Raw genomic sequence first — 15,543 nt, forward strand, 5'->3', positions numbered from 1 at the left:
CTAGGACGCGTCGCCGGCGATCTCGTCGGCGAGCGCGAGCGCCACGCCCGCGAGTCGCGCGGCGGCCCCGGCGTCCCGCATGATCGTGTCGACCGCGCGCGCGCGCAGGCCGAGCGCGGCGATGTCGGGTGCCTGCGCCGCGTCGCGCGCGTCGAGCACGAAGCCCTGCACCCACTCCCGGTAGAGCGCCGCCACCCCGCGCGCCGACACCTCCGCCCCGATCCCGCGCAGGAGCCGGTCCGCGGGCCCCTTGACCGGCGCGCCGCCGACGATCGGCGAGACCGCCACCACCGGGGCGCCCGAGGCCGCGATCGCCTCGCGCACGCCCGGCACCGCCACGATCGGCCCGATCGACACCACGGGGTTGCTGGGACACACCAGGATGCACCGCGCACCGCGCAGCGCCTCGACGACGCCGGGCGCCGGGCGAGCGGCGCGGGCCGCAGCGAGGTCCACGAGCTCCACCTCGTCGGGCGCGCCGTCGCGCGCCAGGTACTCCTCGAAGTGCACGCGGCGGCCCCCGCGCAGCCCGACGAAGGTGGGGCAGGGGTCCTCCGACATGGGCAGGATCCGCACCGCCACCCGGTAGGCGCGCCGCACCTCGTCGGCCACGGCCGCGAGGCCGGCGCCCTCGCGCAGCCGCCCGGTGCGGTGCAGGGCCGTGGCGAGGTCGCGGTCACCGAGCCGGAACCAGGTCGGGTGCCCGAGCGCGCCGAGCGCCTCGATCACCGAGAAGGTGTCGCCGGCGAGCCCGTAGCCCTTGTCCGGGTCGACCCGACCCGCGAGCGTGTAGGTGACGATGTCGAGGTCGGGGGAGACGTGGACGCCGTAGAAGGCGCGGTCGTCCCCGGTGTTGACGACGGCGGTGACGGACGCGGGCGGCACCACGCGCACGAGCCCCGCCAGGAAGCGCGCGGCGCCGACCCCGCCCGCCAGGACGGCGATCGGGCGCGCCGGCTCGGCCGCGCTCACGGACGCGAGACGGCGGGCTGGATCTGCGCGCGGCGCTCGCGCAGCCGCTCGAGGTCGGCCTGCAGCTGGGGCAGGCGCTGGGCGATGTCGCGGAACTTCGGGTCGTCGACCAGGGCGTCGTGGCGGGTGGCCTCGTCGGAGCTGATCAGGCCCATCAGCGCCTCCTCGTCGCGGGCGATCTCCGCCTCCACCTCGGAGATCTGCGCGTCGAGCTTCGCGAGCTCCTCCGCCTCGTCGGGCGCGAGATCGCGCGGGGCGGGCGCGGCGACGGCGGCGGGCGCGCTCGGCTCGGGGGCCCGCCCCACGGCCACCGCGGCTTCGGGGGCCGGTAGCCCGGGCGCGCTCTCCGCGACCGGGGCCTCTCGATCGACCGGGGCCTCGCGCCCGGCCGGGGCCGATCGGGCGGGCGCCGGATCCGGCTCCGGTGCGGGCGGCACGACGGCCACCGGAGCACCGTCGGCCTCGAGCGGCGGCGGGGGCGGCGGCGGCGGGGCCAGCGCTGCGTCGTCGATCGCGGGCTCGGGCGCGGGCGCGGCCCTGCCAGCCGTCGCCGTCGCAGCGACGGGTGGCGCCTCGACCGGCGCCTGCGCCGGCGTCGCCTTCTCGTCTCCGAGGTCGCCCGGCGCCCAGGCCGCCTCGCCGCCCGGCGCCTCGGACCAGTCGGGCCGGGCCTCGACCGCGTGGACGCCGTCGCTCTCCTCCGGCAGCTCGACGCCCTCGGCCTCGCGCTCGCGCGGCGTCGCAGCGGCCGGCACGCCCGGAAGCGGCGCGGCGGGGCTCAGGCCCGGCGGGCCGGCATCGCTCTCCAGCCAGTCGGCACCGCGCTTGGCGCCGCCGGCCTGGGTCACGCGATCGCGGATCGAGGCGGGGATCCGCTCGCGATCGGTCGTGTAGTGGGCGACGCCGTTCTCGTCGACCCACTTGTAGATGACGGGCGTCTCGGCGCGTGCGGTGGGGGCGGGCACGAGCGGCGCTCCGAGGGCAGCGAGGACTCCGACCGTGGCGATCAGGCTTGCCGTCGGGAGCGAGAGCCGCGCGCACCGCATAGGCCGGCGATTCTTCTGGAGGGGCCGATTCCCGTCAAGAAGGCGGGCCCGGTCCGCCGGAGCCGGCCGCCGGACCCGGGGCGGCTCCGTGTTCACGGACCCGGGGTGAACGTCCGGTTGCCGACCCTCGCCCGCGCTGCGGTCGCGGCACGGGGCACGGCACACGCCTTGCTCCGGCGCCCGCTCCGTGACGCATCCCACCCGACGCCGGCTCCGCCCCGTCCTCCTGGCTCTCGCGTGCGCCGGGCTCTCGCTCGCGGGCCTGGCGCTGCCGGCGAGCGCGGCCGGGCCGCCTCCCGTCGCCGCGGGGCCCGCCGCGGGCGCCCGCCGCTGGTCGCTCGCGGCGGAGCCGGTCGCGGCCGAGGGAGGCCTCCTCGCGCTCGCCACCGCACCCGGCGGCGCGCTCGCGGCCGGCGACGCGCGCGGCCTGCTGCTGCCCGCAGCGCCCGGCCCCGGGTCGGGCTGGGTTCGCATCCCCCTGCGCGGCGCGGTGCACGACCTCGCCTTTGCCGCCGATGGTGCGCTCTGGGTCGCGAGCGAGGAGGGCCTGTTCCGCTTCGCCGGCGAGCGCCTCGCCGCGCGCCCGCCGGCGCCGGGCGAGGCGGCGCGCGCCGTCCTGCGCGTGGCCTCGCGCGGAAGGCTCCTCGCCGTCGCCACCCGGGACGGCGTCCACTGGAGCCGCGACGGGCAGCGCTTCGCGCGGGTCGAGGGCAGCTTCGGGGAGGCCGAGCCGCCGCGCCCCGACGAGGCGGAGGCCGGCGAGGCGCCGCCGTCCGTCCATGGCATCGCGCTGGCGCCGCCCGAGGCGCCGGGTGACGCCGCCCTCCTGTGGATCGCCGCCGAACGCGGCGTGTTCCGGGCGCGCCTTGCGGGCCGCGACGGCGCCGCGCGCGTGCTCGCCACCTCCGTCGCGACGCCGGTCCTGCTGCGCCCGGCGCTCGACGTGAGCGCCGCGGCTGACGGCGTCCTCGTGCTCGGCCGCGACGCGCTCCTCGCCGGCGACGCGGCCGGGCGACGCTGGAGCGTGTATCGCCCCGAGCTCCCGCCGGGTGCCCTGCCCGTGCGCCTGCTCGCTGCGCCGGGCGGGCTCTGGATCGCCACCGGCCGCGGCGTCGTCGAGGCGGAGCGCCCGGACGGGCCCTGGCGCCGGGCGGGCGAGCCCGCCGGCAGCAAGCCCGCCTTCGCGCTCGCCGTCCGGGAGGGCGAGCTCCTCGTCGCGAGCGCCGTCGGGCTGCTGGTCGGGGGAGCGCCCGGGGTCGGGGGCACTGCGGCCTCCGCTCCCGCGGCCGCGCCGCGCACCGGGAGCGCCTGCGATCCGCCGATCGCCGCCGTGCAGCGCGCCGCGCTGGCCCATCTCGACCTCACGGGCGCGCGCACCGCCCGCATGTGGCGCGGCGTCCGCCGCCGGGGCGCGCTGCCGGCGGTCAGCCTCGACGGTGCGCTCGTCGACGACAGCCGCCACTACCGGACCTGGGACGAGTCCTTCACGTCCGGGCAGATGCACCGCCTCTTCGACCGGGACCGCGACCGCGAGAAGGAGCGGGCGCTCGCGCTGCGCCTCACCTGGGAGCTCGGGGACCTGCTCTACCACCCGGAGGAGATCGACGTCTCGACCGAGATGCGCCGCACGATCGAGCTGCGCGACGACGTGCTCGACGAGCTGAACCAGCTCTACTTCGACCGCCGCCGCGCCCGCGACGCCGCGGCGGCGGCCGGTGCCGGCACGCCCGAGGCCGCGCGCGAGGCGCTGCGCGCCGAGGAGCTGGCCGCCGGCATCGACGCCTGGACGGGCGGCTGGTTCGGACCGCGCGCGGGGGCGAGCGTGTGCCCGCCGGGCGACCGGTGAGGGGTGCACGCGGGGCCACGCGCAGGTCCCAGGCGCGCGCTGCGGCTGCGACCCACGGCATGCGCCTTGCTCCTCGCCCCGCCGCACCCCGTCCCCACGACCGGACCGGAGGCACGATGACCCGACCCACGATCCCCGCCCGCATCCTGCCGCGCGCGGCGGCGCTCGGCGCGGCGCTGCTCGCGGCGCAGCCCGCCACGGCCTTTCCGCTGATCTCGGAGGTGTTCTACGACGCCGTCGGCTCCGACGACGGCCAGTCCTTCGTCGAGCTCCACGGCACACCCGGCACCGTGCTCGACGGCTGGACCGTCGAGATCGTGAACGGGGCCGACGGGGAGGTGGCGACCACCCTCGCGCTGCTCGGCGTGATCGGGCCCGGCGGCCTCTACGTCGTCGCCGATCGCCTCGCGGACGGCACGACCGCGGTGGCCGGCGCCGACCTGCTCCTGAACTTCGACTTCCAGAACGGTCCGGACTCGCTCGTCCTGCGCGGCCCGGCCGGCGTCGCCGACGCCGTCGGCTTCGGCGTGTTCGAAGCCGGGATGGTCTTCGCCGGCGAGGGCACGCCCGCTCCCGACGTGCCGGCCGGCTCGAGCCTCGCGCGCCACTTCGCGGACCTCGACACGGACGACAACGCGCTCGACTTCGGCGAGCTCCCGGTGCCGACTCCCGGAAGCGCCCGGCTCGTCCCCGAGCCGGGCGCAGGCGCGCTCGCAATGGTCGGCGCCTTCGGCCTCGTGCTCCTCGGCCGCGGGCGCGTCCGCTGCTCCCTTCCACCGCTCCGGTGACGGCGACCGGCCCCCCACGAGCCGACGCCGGACCCCCGGCGGCCGGGTGGCCGCCGGGGGTGAGAGCCGGCGTAAGGCTCGCTCGCCCGGCTGCCGATGACCCGCGCGGGACCTGCGTGTGAGCCGACGGCCCGAGGGCGCACGTGCTCCGCGCGCTGGGCTCGTTGCACGGGCTCCGGCCCTCGCGCAAACTCGCAGCCCAAGCGGTCGTCCTGGCAGGGGAACGGATGCTCTCGGGGTTCAACACCAACGTCCGCCATCGCGGCGTCCTGTTCCACGTCCAGACCGAGGACAGCGGGCGGAACCACCCGCACGTGATCACCCACCTCTATCACGGGGGGACGATCCTGGCCTCGGAGAAGAGCAGCTACCAGCAGCTCCTCGAAGGGGGCGACCTCCCGGCCCGGGTGCGAAGCCTGATGGAGGGCCAGCACGCGGCGATGCTCGCGCGGCTGCGGGCCGGCGAGCTCGACGAGATCCTGGCCGAGCGGCTCGGGCCCGAGATCTTCGCGGCCACCAAGGCCGCCGGTGCCTCCGGCCACACCCAGCGCACCGGGGAATCGCCGCCGGCGCCGCCTCCGCCGGCCGCGGCGCTCCCCCCGAGCTCCGCGGACCGGCCGCTCGACGAGCTGATCCTCGACTACCTCGTCGACAACACGCGGCGCGTGCGCCGCCAGCGCTCCGCCAAGCTCGAGTGAGCGGCGCGTGACCGGGCGCGCTCCCGTCGCCCCCCCGCCGCCGCGCAGCCAGGCCCGTCCGCCCCCCGTGCGCCGGCCGGGCGGCGAGCCGCTGATCCGGCTGTTCCACGTCTCGAAGACCTACGCGACCGGAAGCTTCGCCTTGCGCGACCTGTCCGTGGAGATCCGCAAGGGCGAGCTGGTGTTCCTGACCGGCCCGAGCGGCGCGGGCAAGACCACGCTGATGAAGCTCCTGTTCGCCGCCGAGCGCCCGAGCGAGGGCCAGATCCTGGTGCTCGGCCGCAACGTCGCGCGGCTCGGCGAGCGGCGCATCCCGGCGCTGCGCCGGCGCATCGGGGTCGTGTTCCAGGACTTCAAGCTGATCCCGACCCGCTCGATCGAGGACAACGTGGCGCTCGCCCTCGAGGTGCTCGGGCGCCCGCCGCGCGAGGTACGCTCGAAGGTGTTCGCGATGCTGCGCCGGGTCGGCCTCCAGCACCGGCGCCACGAGCTGCCGCCGGCGCTCTCGGGCGGCGAGCAGCAGCGGGTCGCGCTCGCGCGCGCGCTCGTGAACGAGCCGGCGATCCTGCTCGCCGACGAGCCCACCGGCAACCTCGACGCCGAGCTCACGGTCGAGATCATGGACCTCGTCGCGGCGGCCGCGGCGCGTGGCACCACGGTGCTGGTGGCGACCCACGACCTGGCGCTGATCCGGCGCTACGCGCGGCGCACCCTGCGCCTCGAGGCGGGCCGCCTCGTCGAGGACGCGGCCGGCGGCGGCCGGTGAGCGCCCTCCACCAGCTCTTCACCTTCGTGCGCGCCGCCCTGCGCGGCCTGGCCGGGAGCCCCCTGCCGAGCGTGGTCTCGATCGCGACGATCGCCGTCGCGGTGATCCCGCTCGGCGGGCTCATGATCATCACCGGCAACATGCGCGCGCTGCTCGACCGCCAGGGCGACGCGCGCCAGGTGACGGCCTTCCTCGACCTCGACCTGGACGGCGCCGGGGAGAGCGCGCTCGCGCGGCGCGTGGCGGGGCTCGGCGGCGTGGCGCGCGTCGAGCTCGTCACGCGCGAGGCCGCGCTCGAGCGCTTCCGCGAGCGGCTCGGGGGCGGCGCCCTGCTCGAGGCGCTCGAGGAGAACCCGCTGCCCGCGTCGATCGAGGTGACCCTCGCGCCCGGCGCCGACCGCGCCGAGGAGGCCGGCGCGCTGGCCGCCGCGCTGCGGGCGCTGCCCGGGGTCGAGGAGGTGGCGGGCGGGGAGGCCTGGGTCGAGGGCTACGCGCGGGCGTTGTCGCTGGTCCGCAGCGCGGGTCTCGCGCTCGGGGCCATCCTCGCGCTCGCGACCCTGCTGATCGTCGCCAACACGATCCGCCTCGCCGTCTACGCGCGCCGCGACGAGCTCGACATCCTGGCCCTGGTCGGCGCGAGCCGGACCTTCCTGCGCGTGCCCTACCTGCTCGAGGGCGTGATCCAGGGGACGCTCGGGGGCCTGCTCGGGGTCGGGCTCCTCTACGGCCTCTACCGGATCGCGGTCCCCCAGCTCGGTGACGCGCTCGAGCTCTTCCTCGGCTGGTCCGAGCCGGGCTTCCTGTCGCCCGGGAGCATCGCCGCTCTCGTGGCCGGCGGAGCTGCCTTCGGCCTGGTGGGCGCCGCGGTGGCGGTCGCCCGGACGCGGGTCTCGTGACCCGCCGGGCGCCGCCTGCGCCCGGGGCGCGCGGCGCGCGCCGCAGGCGAGCGAAGATCACCACGACGCTCCCGCTCTGGGCGCTGACCACCTTGCTGGCCCTCTCCGCCCACGCCGTCGAGGACCGCGCGGCACGGCTCGAGCGGCTCGAGAAGGCGATCGAGGAGCGGCGCGCGCGGGTCGCGGCCTTCGAGACCGAGCAGCGGGGCCTGCTCGACGCGCTCGAGGCCGCGGACCGGGCGATCGCGGCCGCCGCGGACGAGACCGCGCACAACGAGCGCGAGGTCGCCGCCGCCGGGGACGCCGAGCGCACCGCCGCCGCGCGCCTGCCCGCCCTCGAGGAGACCCTCGCGCGCACGCGCGCCGCGATGGCCGGGCGCGTGGTGGCGCTCTACAAGACGGGCGAGCTCGGGCCGGCGCAGCTCCTCTTCGCCGCGCAGTCGCTGCGCGAGCTGCTCGAGCGCGTGCGCGCGCTCTCGCTCCTTCTCGAGCACGACCGCCTGCTCGTGAGCCGCGCCCGCACCGAGCAGGCCGACCTCGACGCCGCCCGCCGCGAGGCCGTCGCCACCGGCGAGCGCGCCCGCCGCGCCCTCGCCGAGCTCGGCGCGCGCCGGAGCGAGCTCGCCACCGAGCGCGCCGAGAAGCAGCGCCTGCTGGCCCGCGTGCGCGGCGACCGCGCGCGCGAGAGCGCGGCGCTCGGCGAGCTCGAGGAGGCGGCGCGCGCGCTCGAGGAGGCGCTCGCCGAGCTCGGCGAGGCGCCCGCGCCGCTGCCGGATCTGCCCGCAGGCCCCTCCTTCGCCTCGCTCCGGGGCCGCCTGCCCGCCCCCGTGGACGCGCCCATCGTGCGCGGCTTCGGGCGCCAGGTGGACGAGCAGTTCCTGACCGAGGTCTTCCACAAGGGCGTCGACTTCGGCGCCACGCGGGGCAGCGAGGTGCGGGCGGTCGCCGCGGGGATCGTGCGCTTCGCCGGCTGGTTCCGCGGCTACGGCCGGATGGTGATCCTCGACCACGGCGAGCGCTTCTTCACGGTCCACGGCCACCTCGACGAGCTGCGCGTCGAGGTGGGCGACGTCGTCGAGGCGGGCCGCGTGCTCGGCACGGTCGGCGACACGGGCTCGCTGACGGGCCCGCGCCTCTACTTCGAGGTGCGCGAAGGCGGCCAGGCGGTGGACCCGCGGCGCTGGCTGCGCGCCGCCCCGGGCCCGCGCGCGGAGCTCGGGGCGGCGGCCCGGCGCGCCGCCGCGGCCTGCTAAGATCCGTCGCTTCCGCAAGGCGGCCGCGAGGCTCCGGCCGGCGCCGCCGAATCGCCCGGCCGTCCCAGGAGTCCACGGATCCCGATGCGACCCACCACCTTCCGCTCCGTCCTCCTCTTCGCGGCCGGCGCCGCGGCCGCCACGGTCTTCCTCGGGCCCGGGCCGTCCGGCTCGGTGGCTGCCGCCCGCTACGAGGACCTGAGCCTGTTCACCTCGGTGATGCACCTGGTGCGGCGCAACTACGTCGAGGAGGTGGACGAGACCGAGCTGATCCGCGGCGCCGTGCGCGGGATGCTCGCCGAGCTCGACCCGCACTCGGCCTACATGGACCCCGACGCGCACAAGGAGATGCAGATCGACACCCGCGGCGAGTTCAACGGCCTCGGGATCGAGATCAGCAAGCGGCGCGACGGCTACATCGAGGTGGTCTCGCCGATCGAGGGCACGCCGGCCTGGCGGGCGGGCATCGAGCCGAAGGACCAGATCACCGCGATCTGCCCGACCGAGAAGCCCGAGGGCTGGGCCGAGGACTGCAAGAACACCAAGAGCATGACGCTCTTCGACGCGGTCAAGCTGATGCGCGGCAAACGCGGCAGCGCGATCACGATCCGCATCTTCCGGGAGGGCTTCGAGCGGCCGCGCCCCTTCACGATCACGCGTGACGTGGTGAAGGTGGCGTCGGTCGAGGGGCGGGCGCTCGAGCCGGGCTACGGCTACCTGCGCCTGCGCTCGTTCCAGGAGCGCACCGCGAGCGAGCTCGAGAAGGAGCTCGCCCAGGTGGTGAAGGAGTCGGGCGGCCAGCTCCAGGGCCTCGTGCTCGACCTGCGCGACAACCCGGGCGGGCTGCTCGACCAGGCGGTGCAGGTCGCCGACCTGTGGCTCTCCGACGGCCTGATCGTCTACACGAAGGGGCGCGTCGAGAACCAGCAGCAGGAGTTCGCGGCGCACGCCGACGGGAGCGAGCAGGCGTACCCGATCGTGGTGCTCGTGAACGCCGGCAGCGCCAGCGCCTCGGAGATCGTGGCCGGCGCGCTCCAGGACCAGGGACGCGCGCTGGTGCTCGGCGAGCACACCTTCGGCAAGGGCTCCGTGCAGACCGTCTACCCGCTCGAGGACGGCTCCGGGCTGCGCCTCACGACCGCGCTCTACTACACGCCTGCCGGACGCTCGATCCAGGAGGTCGGGATCACGCCCGACATCACGGTCGCGGCGAAGGAGGCCGCGAAGGCCGCGGGCGAGGGCGTGGACCCGAGCGCCGTCGACGAGGACTCCGACGAGCCGCTGCGCGAGAAGGACCTCGAGCGCCACTTCCAGCACCCGCCCGACGCGAACGACGCGGAGGAGCCTCGGGCCGAGCGGCCCCACCTCGAGCTGCCCGGCGGCCCCGGGACGATCGCCGCGCCGGCCGGGGAGGGCGCCGGGCCCGAGGCGGCCGGCAAGGAGGGTGACGTGCAGCTCGCCCGCGGCCTCGAGGTGCTGAAGAGCTGGAGCTACTTCGAGAAGCTGCGCGGCGGCGCCACGACCGCGGCCGGCCGGGAGGGTGCGCCGTCGATGGCGAGCGCGCCCGACGCGGCCGGCGCCGGATCGCACTGAGCCCGTCCCCGGCATGGCATCGCCGGCCCCGCAGGTGCTCCGGGTGGCGGAGCTGGTGGGCGCGCTGCGGGCGCTCGTCGAGGACGTGGTGGGCCGCGTGTGGGTGGTGGGCGAGGTGTCGAACCTGCGCCGCGCCGCCTCCGGGCACCTCTACTTCACGCTGAAGGACGACAGTGCGCAGCTTCGCGCCGTGCTGTTCCGCGCCGAGGCGGCGCGGCTGCCCTTCGAGCCCGCCGACGGCCTCGAGGTGCTGGCCTTCGCCGAGGCCACCGTCTACGGCGCGCGCGGCGAGCTCCAGCTCGTCGTGCGCCAGCTCGAGCCGCGCGGGCAGGGCGCGCTGCGGCTCGCCTTCGAGCAGCTGCGCGCGCGGCTCGCGGCCGAGGGCCTCTTCGAGGAGGGCCGCAAGCGCGCGCTCCCGGCGCTCCCGCGCCGGATCGGCATCGTGACCTCGCTGCACGGGGCCGCGGTGCGCGACGTGATCGAGGTGACCGGCCTGCGCTGGCCGTCCTGCCCGCTGCTGGTGGCCGACGCGCGCGTCCAGGGGCCCGGCGCGGAGTCCGAGATCGTCGAGGCGCTCCAGCTCCTCGCGAGCCGCCCCGAGGTGGACGTGATCCTGCTCGTGCGCGGCGGCGGCTCGCTCGAGGACCTGTGGCCCTTCAACAGCGAGACGGTGGCGCGGGCCCTGGCGCGCTGCCCCGTGCCGGTGGTCTCGGGCGTGGGGCACGAGACCGACCTCACGATCGCCGACCTGGTGGCCGACGCGCGGGCGCCGACCCCGTCCGCGGCCGCGGCCCTGGTCCTGCCCGACCGCCGGGCGTTCACCGAGCGGCTCGCGCGCGACCGCCGGCGGCTGCGCGGCGCGATCGAGGCGCGCCTCGCGCGCGCACGGGCGCGCCTCGAGGCGCGGGCCGGCGCGCTGCACCGCGTCTCGCCGGTGGCGCAGCTCGCGGCCCGGCGCGGGCGGCTCGCGGGCGACGTCGCGCGCCTCGACGCGGCGCTGCGCCGGCACGTCGCCCGCGCGAGCGCGCAGCTCTCGCTCGCGGCGGCGCGCCTCGATTCGCTGTCGCCGCTCGCCGTGCTCGGCCGGGGCTACGCGATCGCGCGTCGGGCCGACGACGGCCGGATCGTGCGCGCGCCGGGCGACGTCGCGCCGGGCGACGAGCTCGCCGTGCGCGTCGCCGGCGGGCGGATCGACGCCCGCGTGACCCGCACCCGCGAGGAGTGACAGCGGCCGCGCGACGCGCTCGGGAGGGGCCCGAAGGGTCGGCCCGCGGTTTGACACCCCGGCGCGCCCGCGGCTAGCCTGCCTCGCTGCCATGGCGGACCGCGCTCTCCCGCCCTCCGATCCCCGCGGCACGCTCCCCGGCGAGCATCGACCGGAACCCGGCGAGCCCACCTTCGAGGTGGCGCTCGGGCGGCTCGAGGCGATCGTCGGCCGGCTCGAGGAGGGAGACATGGCGCTCGAGGACGCGCTCGCCGGCTTCGAGGAAGGGGTCCGGCTCTCGCGCCGGCTGGCGGAGCGGCTCGGGGACGCGGAGCGGCGGATCGAGCGGCTCGTGCGAGAGGGCGGCGGGCTCGCGGTCCGCCCGCTGGAGGCGCCGCCCGGCGACCCGGACCAGGCTCCGCCGCCGGGCGGGCCCGAGGACCCGGAGGCGTAGTGGACGTACAGGCCTACCTCGCCGAGAGCGCGCAGCGCGTGGACGCGGCGCTCGAGCGCCTGCTCCCGCCCGCCGGCGCGCCCCCGCGCGGCCTGCACGCCGCCATGCGCCATCTCGTCTTCCCGGGCGGCAAGCGCCTGCGCCCGGCGCTGGCCTTCGCGGCCGCCGAGGCGGTCGGCGGGCAGCCCGAGCACGCGCTGCCGCTGGCGGCCGCCGTCGAGCTCGTCCACACCTACTCGCTCGTCCACGACGACCTGCCCTGCATGGACGACGACGACGAGCGGCGCGGCCGCCCGACCGTCCACGTGGCCTACGGCGAGGCGACGGCGGTGCTGGCCGGCGACGCGCTGCTCGCAGCGGCCTTCGAGACGCTCGCGCAGGCGCCGGGCGACGCCGCCCGCACGGTCGCTGCCCTGCGCGAGCTCGCCCACGCCGCGGGCGCGGCGCAGCTCGTCGGCGGCCAGGCCGACGATCTCGACTTCGACCCCGCGCGCGTCGACGAGGCGTGGGTGGACTCGGTGCACCGGCGCAAGACCGCCGCGCTCTTCGCGGCGGCCGTGGGCGGCGGCGCGCGCCTGGCGGGCGCGGGCGAGCCGGAGCTCGAGCGCCTGCGCCGCTTCGCGCTGGCGACGGGCGTGGCCTTCCAGATCGCCGACGACGTCCTCGACGACGAGCCCGGCGCCGGCGAGTGCTCGCTCGTCGCGCTGATCGGCCAGGACGCCGCCCGCGCCCGCGCCGAGGCGCTGCTCCAGGACGCGCTCACCGCCCTCGACCCCTTCGGCACGCGCGCCGATGCGCTGCGCCTGCTCGCCCGCTTCGCGGTCGGGAGGACCCGATGAGCGGTGGAGGCCTGCCGGCGGGCGAGTCCCTGCTGCCCCGCATCGCGGATCCCGCGGACCTGCGCGCGCTCCCGCGCGAGGAGGTGGCGCGGGTGTGCGCGGAGCTGCGCCAGGAGATCGTCGAGCGGGTCTCGCAGACCGGCGGTCACCTGGCCTCGAGCCTGGGCGCGGTCGAGCTGATCACCGCGCTCCACTACGTCTTCGACACGCCGACGGACCGGCTGGTCTTCGACGTCGGCCACCAGGCCTACGCGCACAAGATGCTGACCGGGCGCCGCGCGGCCTTCGACCGGATCGGCCAGGCCGGCGGGATCGGCAAGTTCCTGCGCCGCGCGGAGTCGCCCTACGACCACTTCGGGGCCGGCCACGCGGGCACCTCGATCTCGGCCGCGCTCGGCATCGCGCGGGCGCTCCAGCACCGCGGGGCGCCGGGCCGGGCGATCGCCTTCATCGGCGACGGCGGGATGACCGCCGGCATGGCCTTCGAGGCGCTCAACCACGCCGGCGAGCTGGGCCAGAAGAACCTGCTCGTCGTCCTCAACGACAACGAGATGTCGATCGCGCCGAACGTCGGAGCGCTCTCGTCCTTCCTCTCGCGCAAGCTGTCGGCGCCGCTGGTGCGCCGGCTCAAGACGGTCGCCAAGGACGTGCTCGCGACGCTGCCGGGCGACCTCGTGCACTGGGCGCACAAGGCCGAGGAGTCGTTCAAGGCCTTCATCTCGCCGAGCCTGCTCTTCGAGGCGCTCGGCTTCCGCTACCTGGGCCCGATCCCGGGCAACTCGATCGACCCGGTGCTCGAGACGGTCACGAACGCGCGCCGGATGCTCGAGGGCGGCGAGGGCCCGATCCTGATCCACGCGATCACCGCCAAGGGCTACGGCTACCCGCCGGCCGAGGCGGACCCCTTCAAGTACCACGGCGTGACCCCCTTCGAGATCACCTCGGGCGAGATGCGCAAGAGCAGCGGCGGGCCGCCCTCCTACACGCGGGTGTTCTCGGACGCGCTCGTCGAGCTCGCCGGCGAGGACCCGCGCATCGTCGCGATCACCGCCGCCATGCCCGACGGCACCGGCCTCGACCGCTTCCGGGCCGCCCACCCGGAGCGCTGCTACGACGTCGGCATCGCCGAGCAGCACGCGGTGACCTTCGCGGCGGGCCTGGCGGTCGAGGGCATGAAGCCGGTGGCGGCGATCTACTCGACCTTCCTCCAGCGCGCCTTCGACCAGGTCGTGCACGACGTGTGCATCCAGAACCTCGACGTGACCTTCGCGCTCGACCGCGCCGGCCTGGTCGGCGCCGACGGGGCCACCCACCAGGGCTTCTACGACCTGGCCTTCCTGCGCGCGCTCCCGAACATGGTCGTGATGGCGCCCAAGGACGAGAACGAGCTGCGCCACATGCTGAAGACGGCGATCGAGCACCCCGGTCCGGCGGCGGTGCGCTATCCGCGCGGGAACGGCTTCGGCGTGCCGCTCGACCCGGACCTGAAGACCGTGCCGATCGGCGAGGCCGAGCTGCTGCGCGACGGCGACGACGTGCTGGTGGCCGCAATCGGCACGCTGGCGCACGCAGCGCTCGAGGCGGCCAACGAGCTGCACGCGGCCGGGATCTCGGCGGCGGTCGTGAACGCGCGCTTCGTGAAGCCCCTCGACGCGCGGCGCCTGGCCGAGCTGGCCGCGCGCTGCCGCGCCGTCGTGACGATCGAGGAGGCCTGCGGCCCGGGCGGCTTCGGCGCGGCGGTGCTGGAGGCGCTGGCCGCGGCCGGCGTCGCCGTGCCCGTGCGCTGCCTGGCGCTCCCGGACCGGATCGTCGAGCACGGCGACCCCGACGCGATCCGCGCCGACCACGGCCTCGACGCCCCCGGCATCGCCCGCGCCGCGCGCGAGCTGCTCGGGCGCTGACGCACCCGGGTCGGGGCGCGGGTGGTCGAGCCGCCCCGCGCGGGGTCGCCGGGACGGAGCGGCCGGCGCCGGTCGCGCGCGGGGCCCCGGGGTTTGGTACGCAGGGCGGCGATGGCGCCCCAGCACCCGCGGCTCGACGAGCGTCTCGTGCTCGACGGCCTCGCCGAGAGCCGCGCGAAGGCGCAGGCCCTGGTCATGGCCGGCCGGGTCCGGGTGGACGGGGTGGTCGCCGACAAGCCGGGGACCCGCGTGAAGCCCGGCGCCGCGGTGTCGCTGCAGGGGCCCGCGTCGCGCTTCGTCTCGCGCGGGGGCGACAAGCTCGCCGGGGCGCTCGACGAGCTCGGGATCGACCCGGCCGGGCTCGGCTGTCTCGACGTCGGCGCCTCCACGGGCGGCTTCACGGACTGCCTGCTCCAGCGCGGGGCCCGGCGCGTCGTCGCGGTCGACGTCGGGCACGGCCAGCTCCACGAGAAGCTGCGCGCGGACCCGCGCGTCGTGGTGGTGGAGCGTGCCAACGCCCGACACCTCGAGGCGTCGGCACTCGCCGGCGAGCAGCCGGAGCTGGTCGTCGTGGACGTCTCCTTCATCTCGCTGCGGCTCGTGCTGCCGCGCCTCGCCGCGCTCGCGCCCGAGGCCGACTGGCTGCTCCTCGTGAAGCCGCAGTTCGAGGTCGGGCGCGAGCAGGTGGGGGCGGGCGGGGTGGTGCGCGACGACGCGCTCCGGCGGGCCGCCGCGGGCGCGGTGCGGGCGGCGGCCGAGGCGCTCGGCTGGCGCTGGCGCGGCGAGGTCGAGAGCCGGGTCGCGGGCCCCAAGGGGAACCGCGAGATCTTCCTGTGGCTGCGTGCGCCTGCTCCGGGCGGCGCTCGCACTTCGAGTTGACGCCCGGGGGGTCGGGCTTATCCTCCCGCAGTCGCTTCGCTTTTCGCCCGAGGAGAACGGACCATGGCGCTCGTCGAGCTGACCCCCGCCGCCCAGGATCGCGTGAAGGCGCTCCTCGACCGCGACGGCAGGCTCGAGACGCACGGCCTGCGCCTCAAGGTCGTGGGTGGCGGCTGCTCGGGCCTCCAGTACGAGCTCGGCTTCGACGACCGCGTGACCGACGACGACAACGCCTTCCAGGCGGGCCCGGTCCGGATCGTCGTCGACGACAAGAGCGCCGTGTACCTGGCCGGGACCGTGCTCGACTACGTCGACACGCTCCAGGAGTCGGGCTTCAAGATCCAGAACCCGAACGCCAAGAGCTCCTGCGGCTGCGGCCAGTCCTTCGGCGCCTGAGCTCCGGAGGCG

Annotated in this window: 15 protein-coding genes; 13 read left to right on the plus strand and 2 right to left on the minus strand. The window is 77.0% G+C overall.

Annotated elements, in window-relative coordinates; genetic code table 11:
- Together cofD and OZ948_08745 are read right to left on the minus strand one after the other, a co-directional pair.
- Positions 1-972: a 2-phospho-L-lactate transferase gene (cofD, locus tag OZ948_08740; GenBank protein MEB2344814.1), complete on the minus strand. Its 972-nt coding sequence runs from the start codon at positions 970-972 to the stop codon at positions 1-3.
- Positions 969-1,937 carry a DUF4124 domain-containing protein gene (locus OZ948_08745; GenBank protein MEB2344815.1) on the minus strand — a complete coding sequence of 323 codons (969 nt, stop codon included), beginning with the start codon at positions 1,935-1,937 and terminating at the stop codon, positions 969-971. The genes cofD and OZ948_08745 overlap by 4 nt, the downstream gene beginning before the upstream one ends.
- 268 nt (positions 1,938-2,205) lie before the next feature.
- On the opposite strand from OZ948_08745, the gene OZ948_08750 reads away from it, so the two are divergent.
- The 13 genes from OZ948_08750 to OZ948_08810 all read left to right on the plus strand — a co-directional run bounded on the left by OZ948_08750 (position 2,206) and on the right by OZ948_08810 (position 15,531).
- Positions 2,206-3,864: a hypothetical protein gene (locus OZ948_08750; GenBank protein MEB2344816.1), complete on the plus strand. Its 1,659-nt coding sequence runs from the start codon at positions 2,206-2,208 to the stop codon at positions 3,862-3,864.
- Positions 3,865-3,980: 116 nt separating this feature from the next.
- Complete coding sequence (locus OZ948_08755; GenBank protein MEB2344817.1) at positions 3,981-4,652, plus strand: hypothetical protein; 672 nt, start codon at positions 3,981-3,983, stop codon at positions 4,650-4,652.
- A 143-nt stretch (positions 4,653-4,795) separates the two neighbouring features.
- Positions 4,796-5,350: a hypothetical protein gene (locus tag OZ948_08760; GenBank protein ID MEB2344818.1), complete on the plus strand. Its 555-nt coding sequence runs from the start codon at positions 4,796-4,798 to the stop codon at positions 5,348-5,350.
- A 91-nt stretch (positions 5,351-5,441) separates the two neighbouring features.
- Positions 5,442-6,116, plus strand: coding sequence for a cell division ATP-binding protein FtsE (ftsE, locus tag OZ948_08765; GenBank protein MEB2344819.1), 675 nt, complete (start codon positions 5,442-5,444; stop codon positions 6,114-6,116).
- Positions 6,113-7,012 (plus strand): permease-like cell division protein FtsX, encoded by a 900-nt coding sequence (locus OZ948_08770; protein MEB2344820.1) that lies wholly within the window; start codon positions 6,113-6,115, stop codon positions 7,010-7,012. The genes ftsE and OZ948_08770 overlap by 4 nt, the downstream gene beginning before the upstream one ends.
- Positions 7,009-8,265: a peptidoglycan DD-metalloendopeptidase family protein gene (locus OZ948_08775; protein MEB2344821.1), complete on the plus strand. Its 1,257-nt coding sequence runs from the start codon at positions 7,009-7,011 to the stop codon at positions 8,263-8,265. The genes OZ948_08770 and OZ948_08775 overlap by 4 nt, the downstream gene beginning before the upstream one ends.
- A gap of 84 nt (positions 8,266-8,349) precedes the next feature.
- On the plus strand, positions 8,350-9,858 hold the full coding sequence (locus OZ948_08780) for a S41 family peptidase (protein ID MEB2344822.1): 1,509 nt from the start codon (positions 8,350-8,352) through the stop codon (positions 9,856-9,858).
- Positions 9,859-9,871: 13 nt separating this feature from the next.
- On the plus strand, positions 9,872-11,083 hold the full coding sequence (xseA, locus tag OZ948_08785; GenBank protein MEB2344823.1) for an exodeoxyribonuclease VII large subunit: 1,212 nt from the start codon (positions 9,872-9,874) through the stop codon (positions 11,081-11,083).
- A 91-nt stretch (positions 11,084-11,174) separates the two neighbouring features.
- Positions 11,175-11,516, plus strand: coding sequence for an exodeoxyribonuclease VII small subunit (gene xseB / locus OZ948_08790; protein ID MEB2344824.1), 342 nt, complete (start codon positions 11,175-11,177; stop codon positions 11,514-11,516).
- Complete coding sequence (locus OZ948_08795) at positions 11,516-12,355, plus strand: polyprenyl synthetase family protein (GenBank protein MEB2344825.1); 840 nt, start codon at positions 11,516-11,518, stop codon at positions 12,353-12,355. Before xseB ends, OZ948_08795 begins: the two co-directional genes overlap by 1 nt.
- Positions 12,352-14,256, plus strand: a complete 1,905-nt coding sequence (dxs, locus tag OZ948_08800) for a 1-deoxy-D-xylulose-5-phosphate synthase (GenBank protein MEB2344826.1) — start codon at positions 12,352-12,354, stop codon at positions 14,254-14,256. The genes OZ948_08795 and dxs overlap by 4 nt, the downstream gene beginning before the upstream one ends.
- Positions 14,257-14,367: 111 nt before the next feature.
- Positions 14,368-15,135, plus strand: coding sequence for a TlyA family RNA methyltransferase (locus OZ948_08805; GenBank protein MEB2344827.1), 768 nt, complete (start codon positions 14,368-14,370; stop codon positions 15,133-15,135).
- 63 nt (positions 15,136-15,198) lie between these two features.
- Positions 15,199-15,531 carry an iron-sulfur cluster assembly accessory protein gene (locus tag OZ948_08810; GenBank protein MEB2344828.1) on the plus strand — a complete coding sequence of 111 codons (333 nt, stop codon included), beginning with the start codon at positions 15,199-15,201 and terminating at the stop codon, positions 15,529-15,531.
- Positions 15,532-15,543: the final 12 nt, after the last annotated feature.

The organism is Deltaproteobacteria bacterium (assembly GCA_035063765.1).
In the GTDB taxonomy this organism is placed as follows: Bacteria; Myxococcota_A; UBA9160; order UBA9160; family PR03; genus CAADGG01.

Bases quoted from the DNA above. Each gene is read 5' to 3' on its own strand.
- OZ948_08755 (MEB2344817.1), top strand. From the start codon at position 3,981: ATGACCCGACCCACGATCCCCGCCCGCATCCTGCCGCGCGCGGCGGCG.
- OZ948_08780 (MEB2344822.1), top strand. From the start codon at position 8,350: ATGCGACCCACCACCTTCCGCTCCGTCCTCCTCTTCGCGGCCGGCGCC.
- xseA (MEB2344823.1), top strand. From the start codon at position 9,872: ATGGCATCGCCGGCCCCGCAGGTGCTCCGGGTGGCGGAGCTGGTGGGC.
- xseB (MEB2344824.1), top strand. From the start codon at position 11,175: ATGGCGGACCGCGCTCTCCCGCCCTCCGATCCCCGCGGCACGCTCCCC.
- dxs (MEB2344826.1), top strand. From the start codon at position 12,352: ATGAGCGGTGGAGGCCTGCCGGCGGGCGAGTCCCTGCTGCCCCGCATC.
- OZ948_08805 (MEB2344827.1), top strand. From the start codon at position 14,368: ATGGCGCCCCAGCACCCGCGGCTCGACGAGCGTCTCGTGCTCGACGGC.
- OZ948_08810 (MEB2344828.1), top strand. From the start codon at position 15,199: ATGGCGCTCGTCGAGCTGACCCCCGCCGCCCAGGATCGCGTGAAGGCG.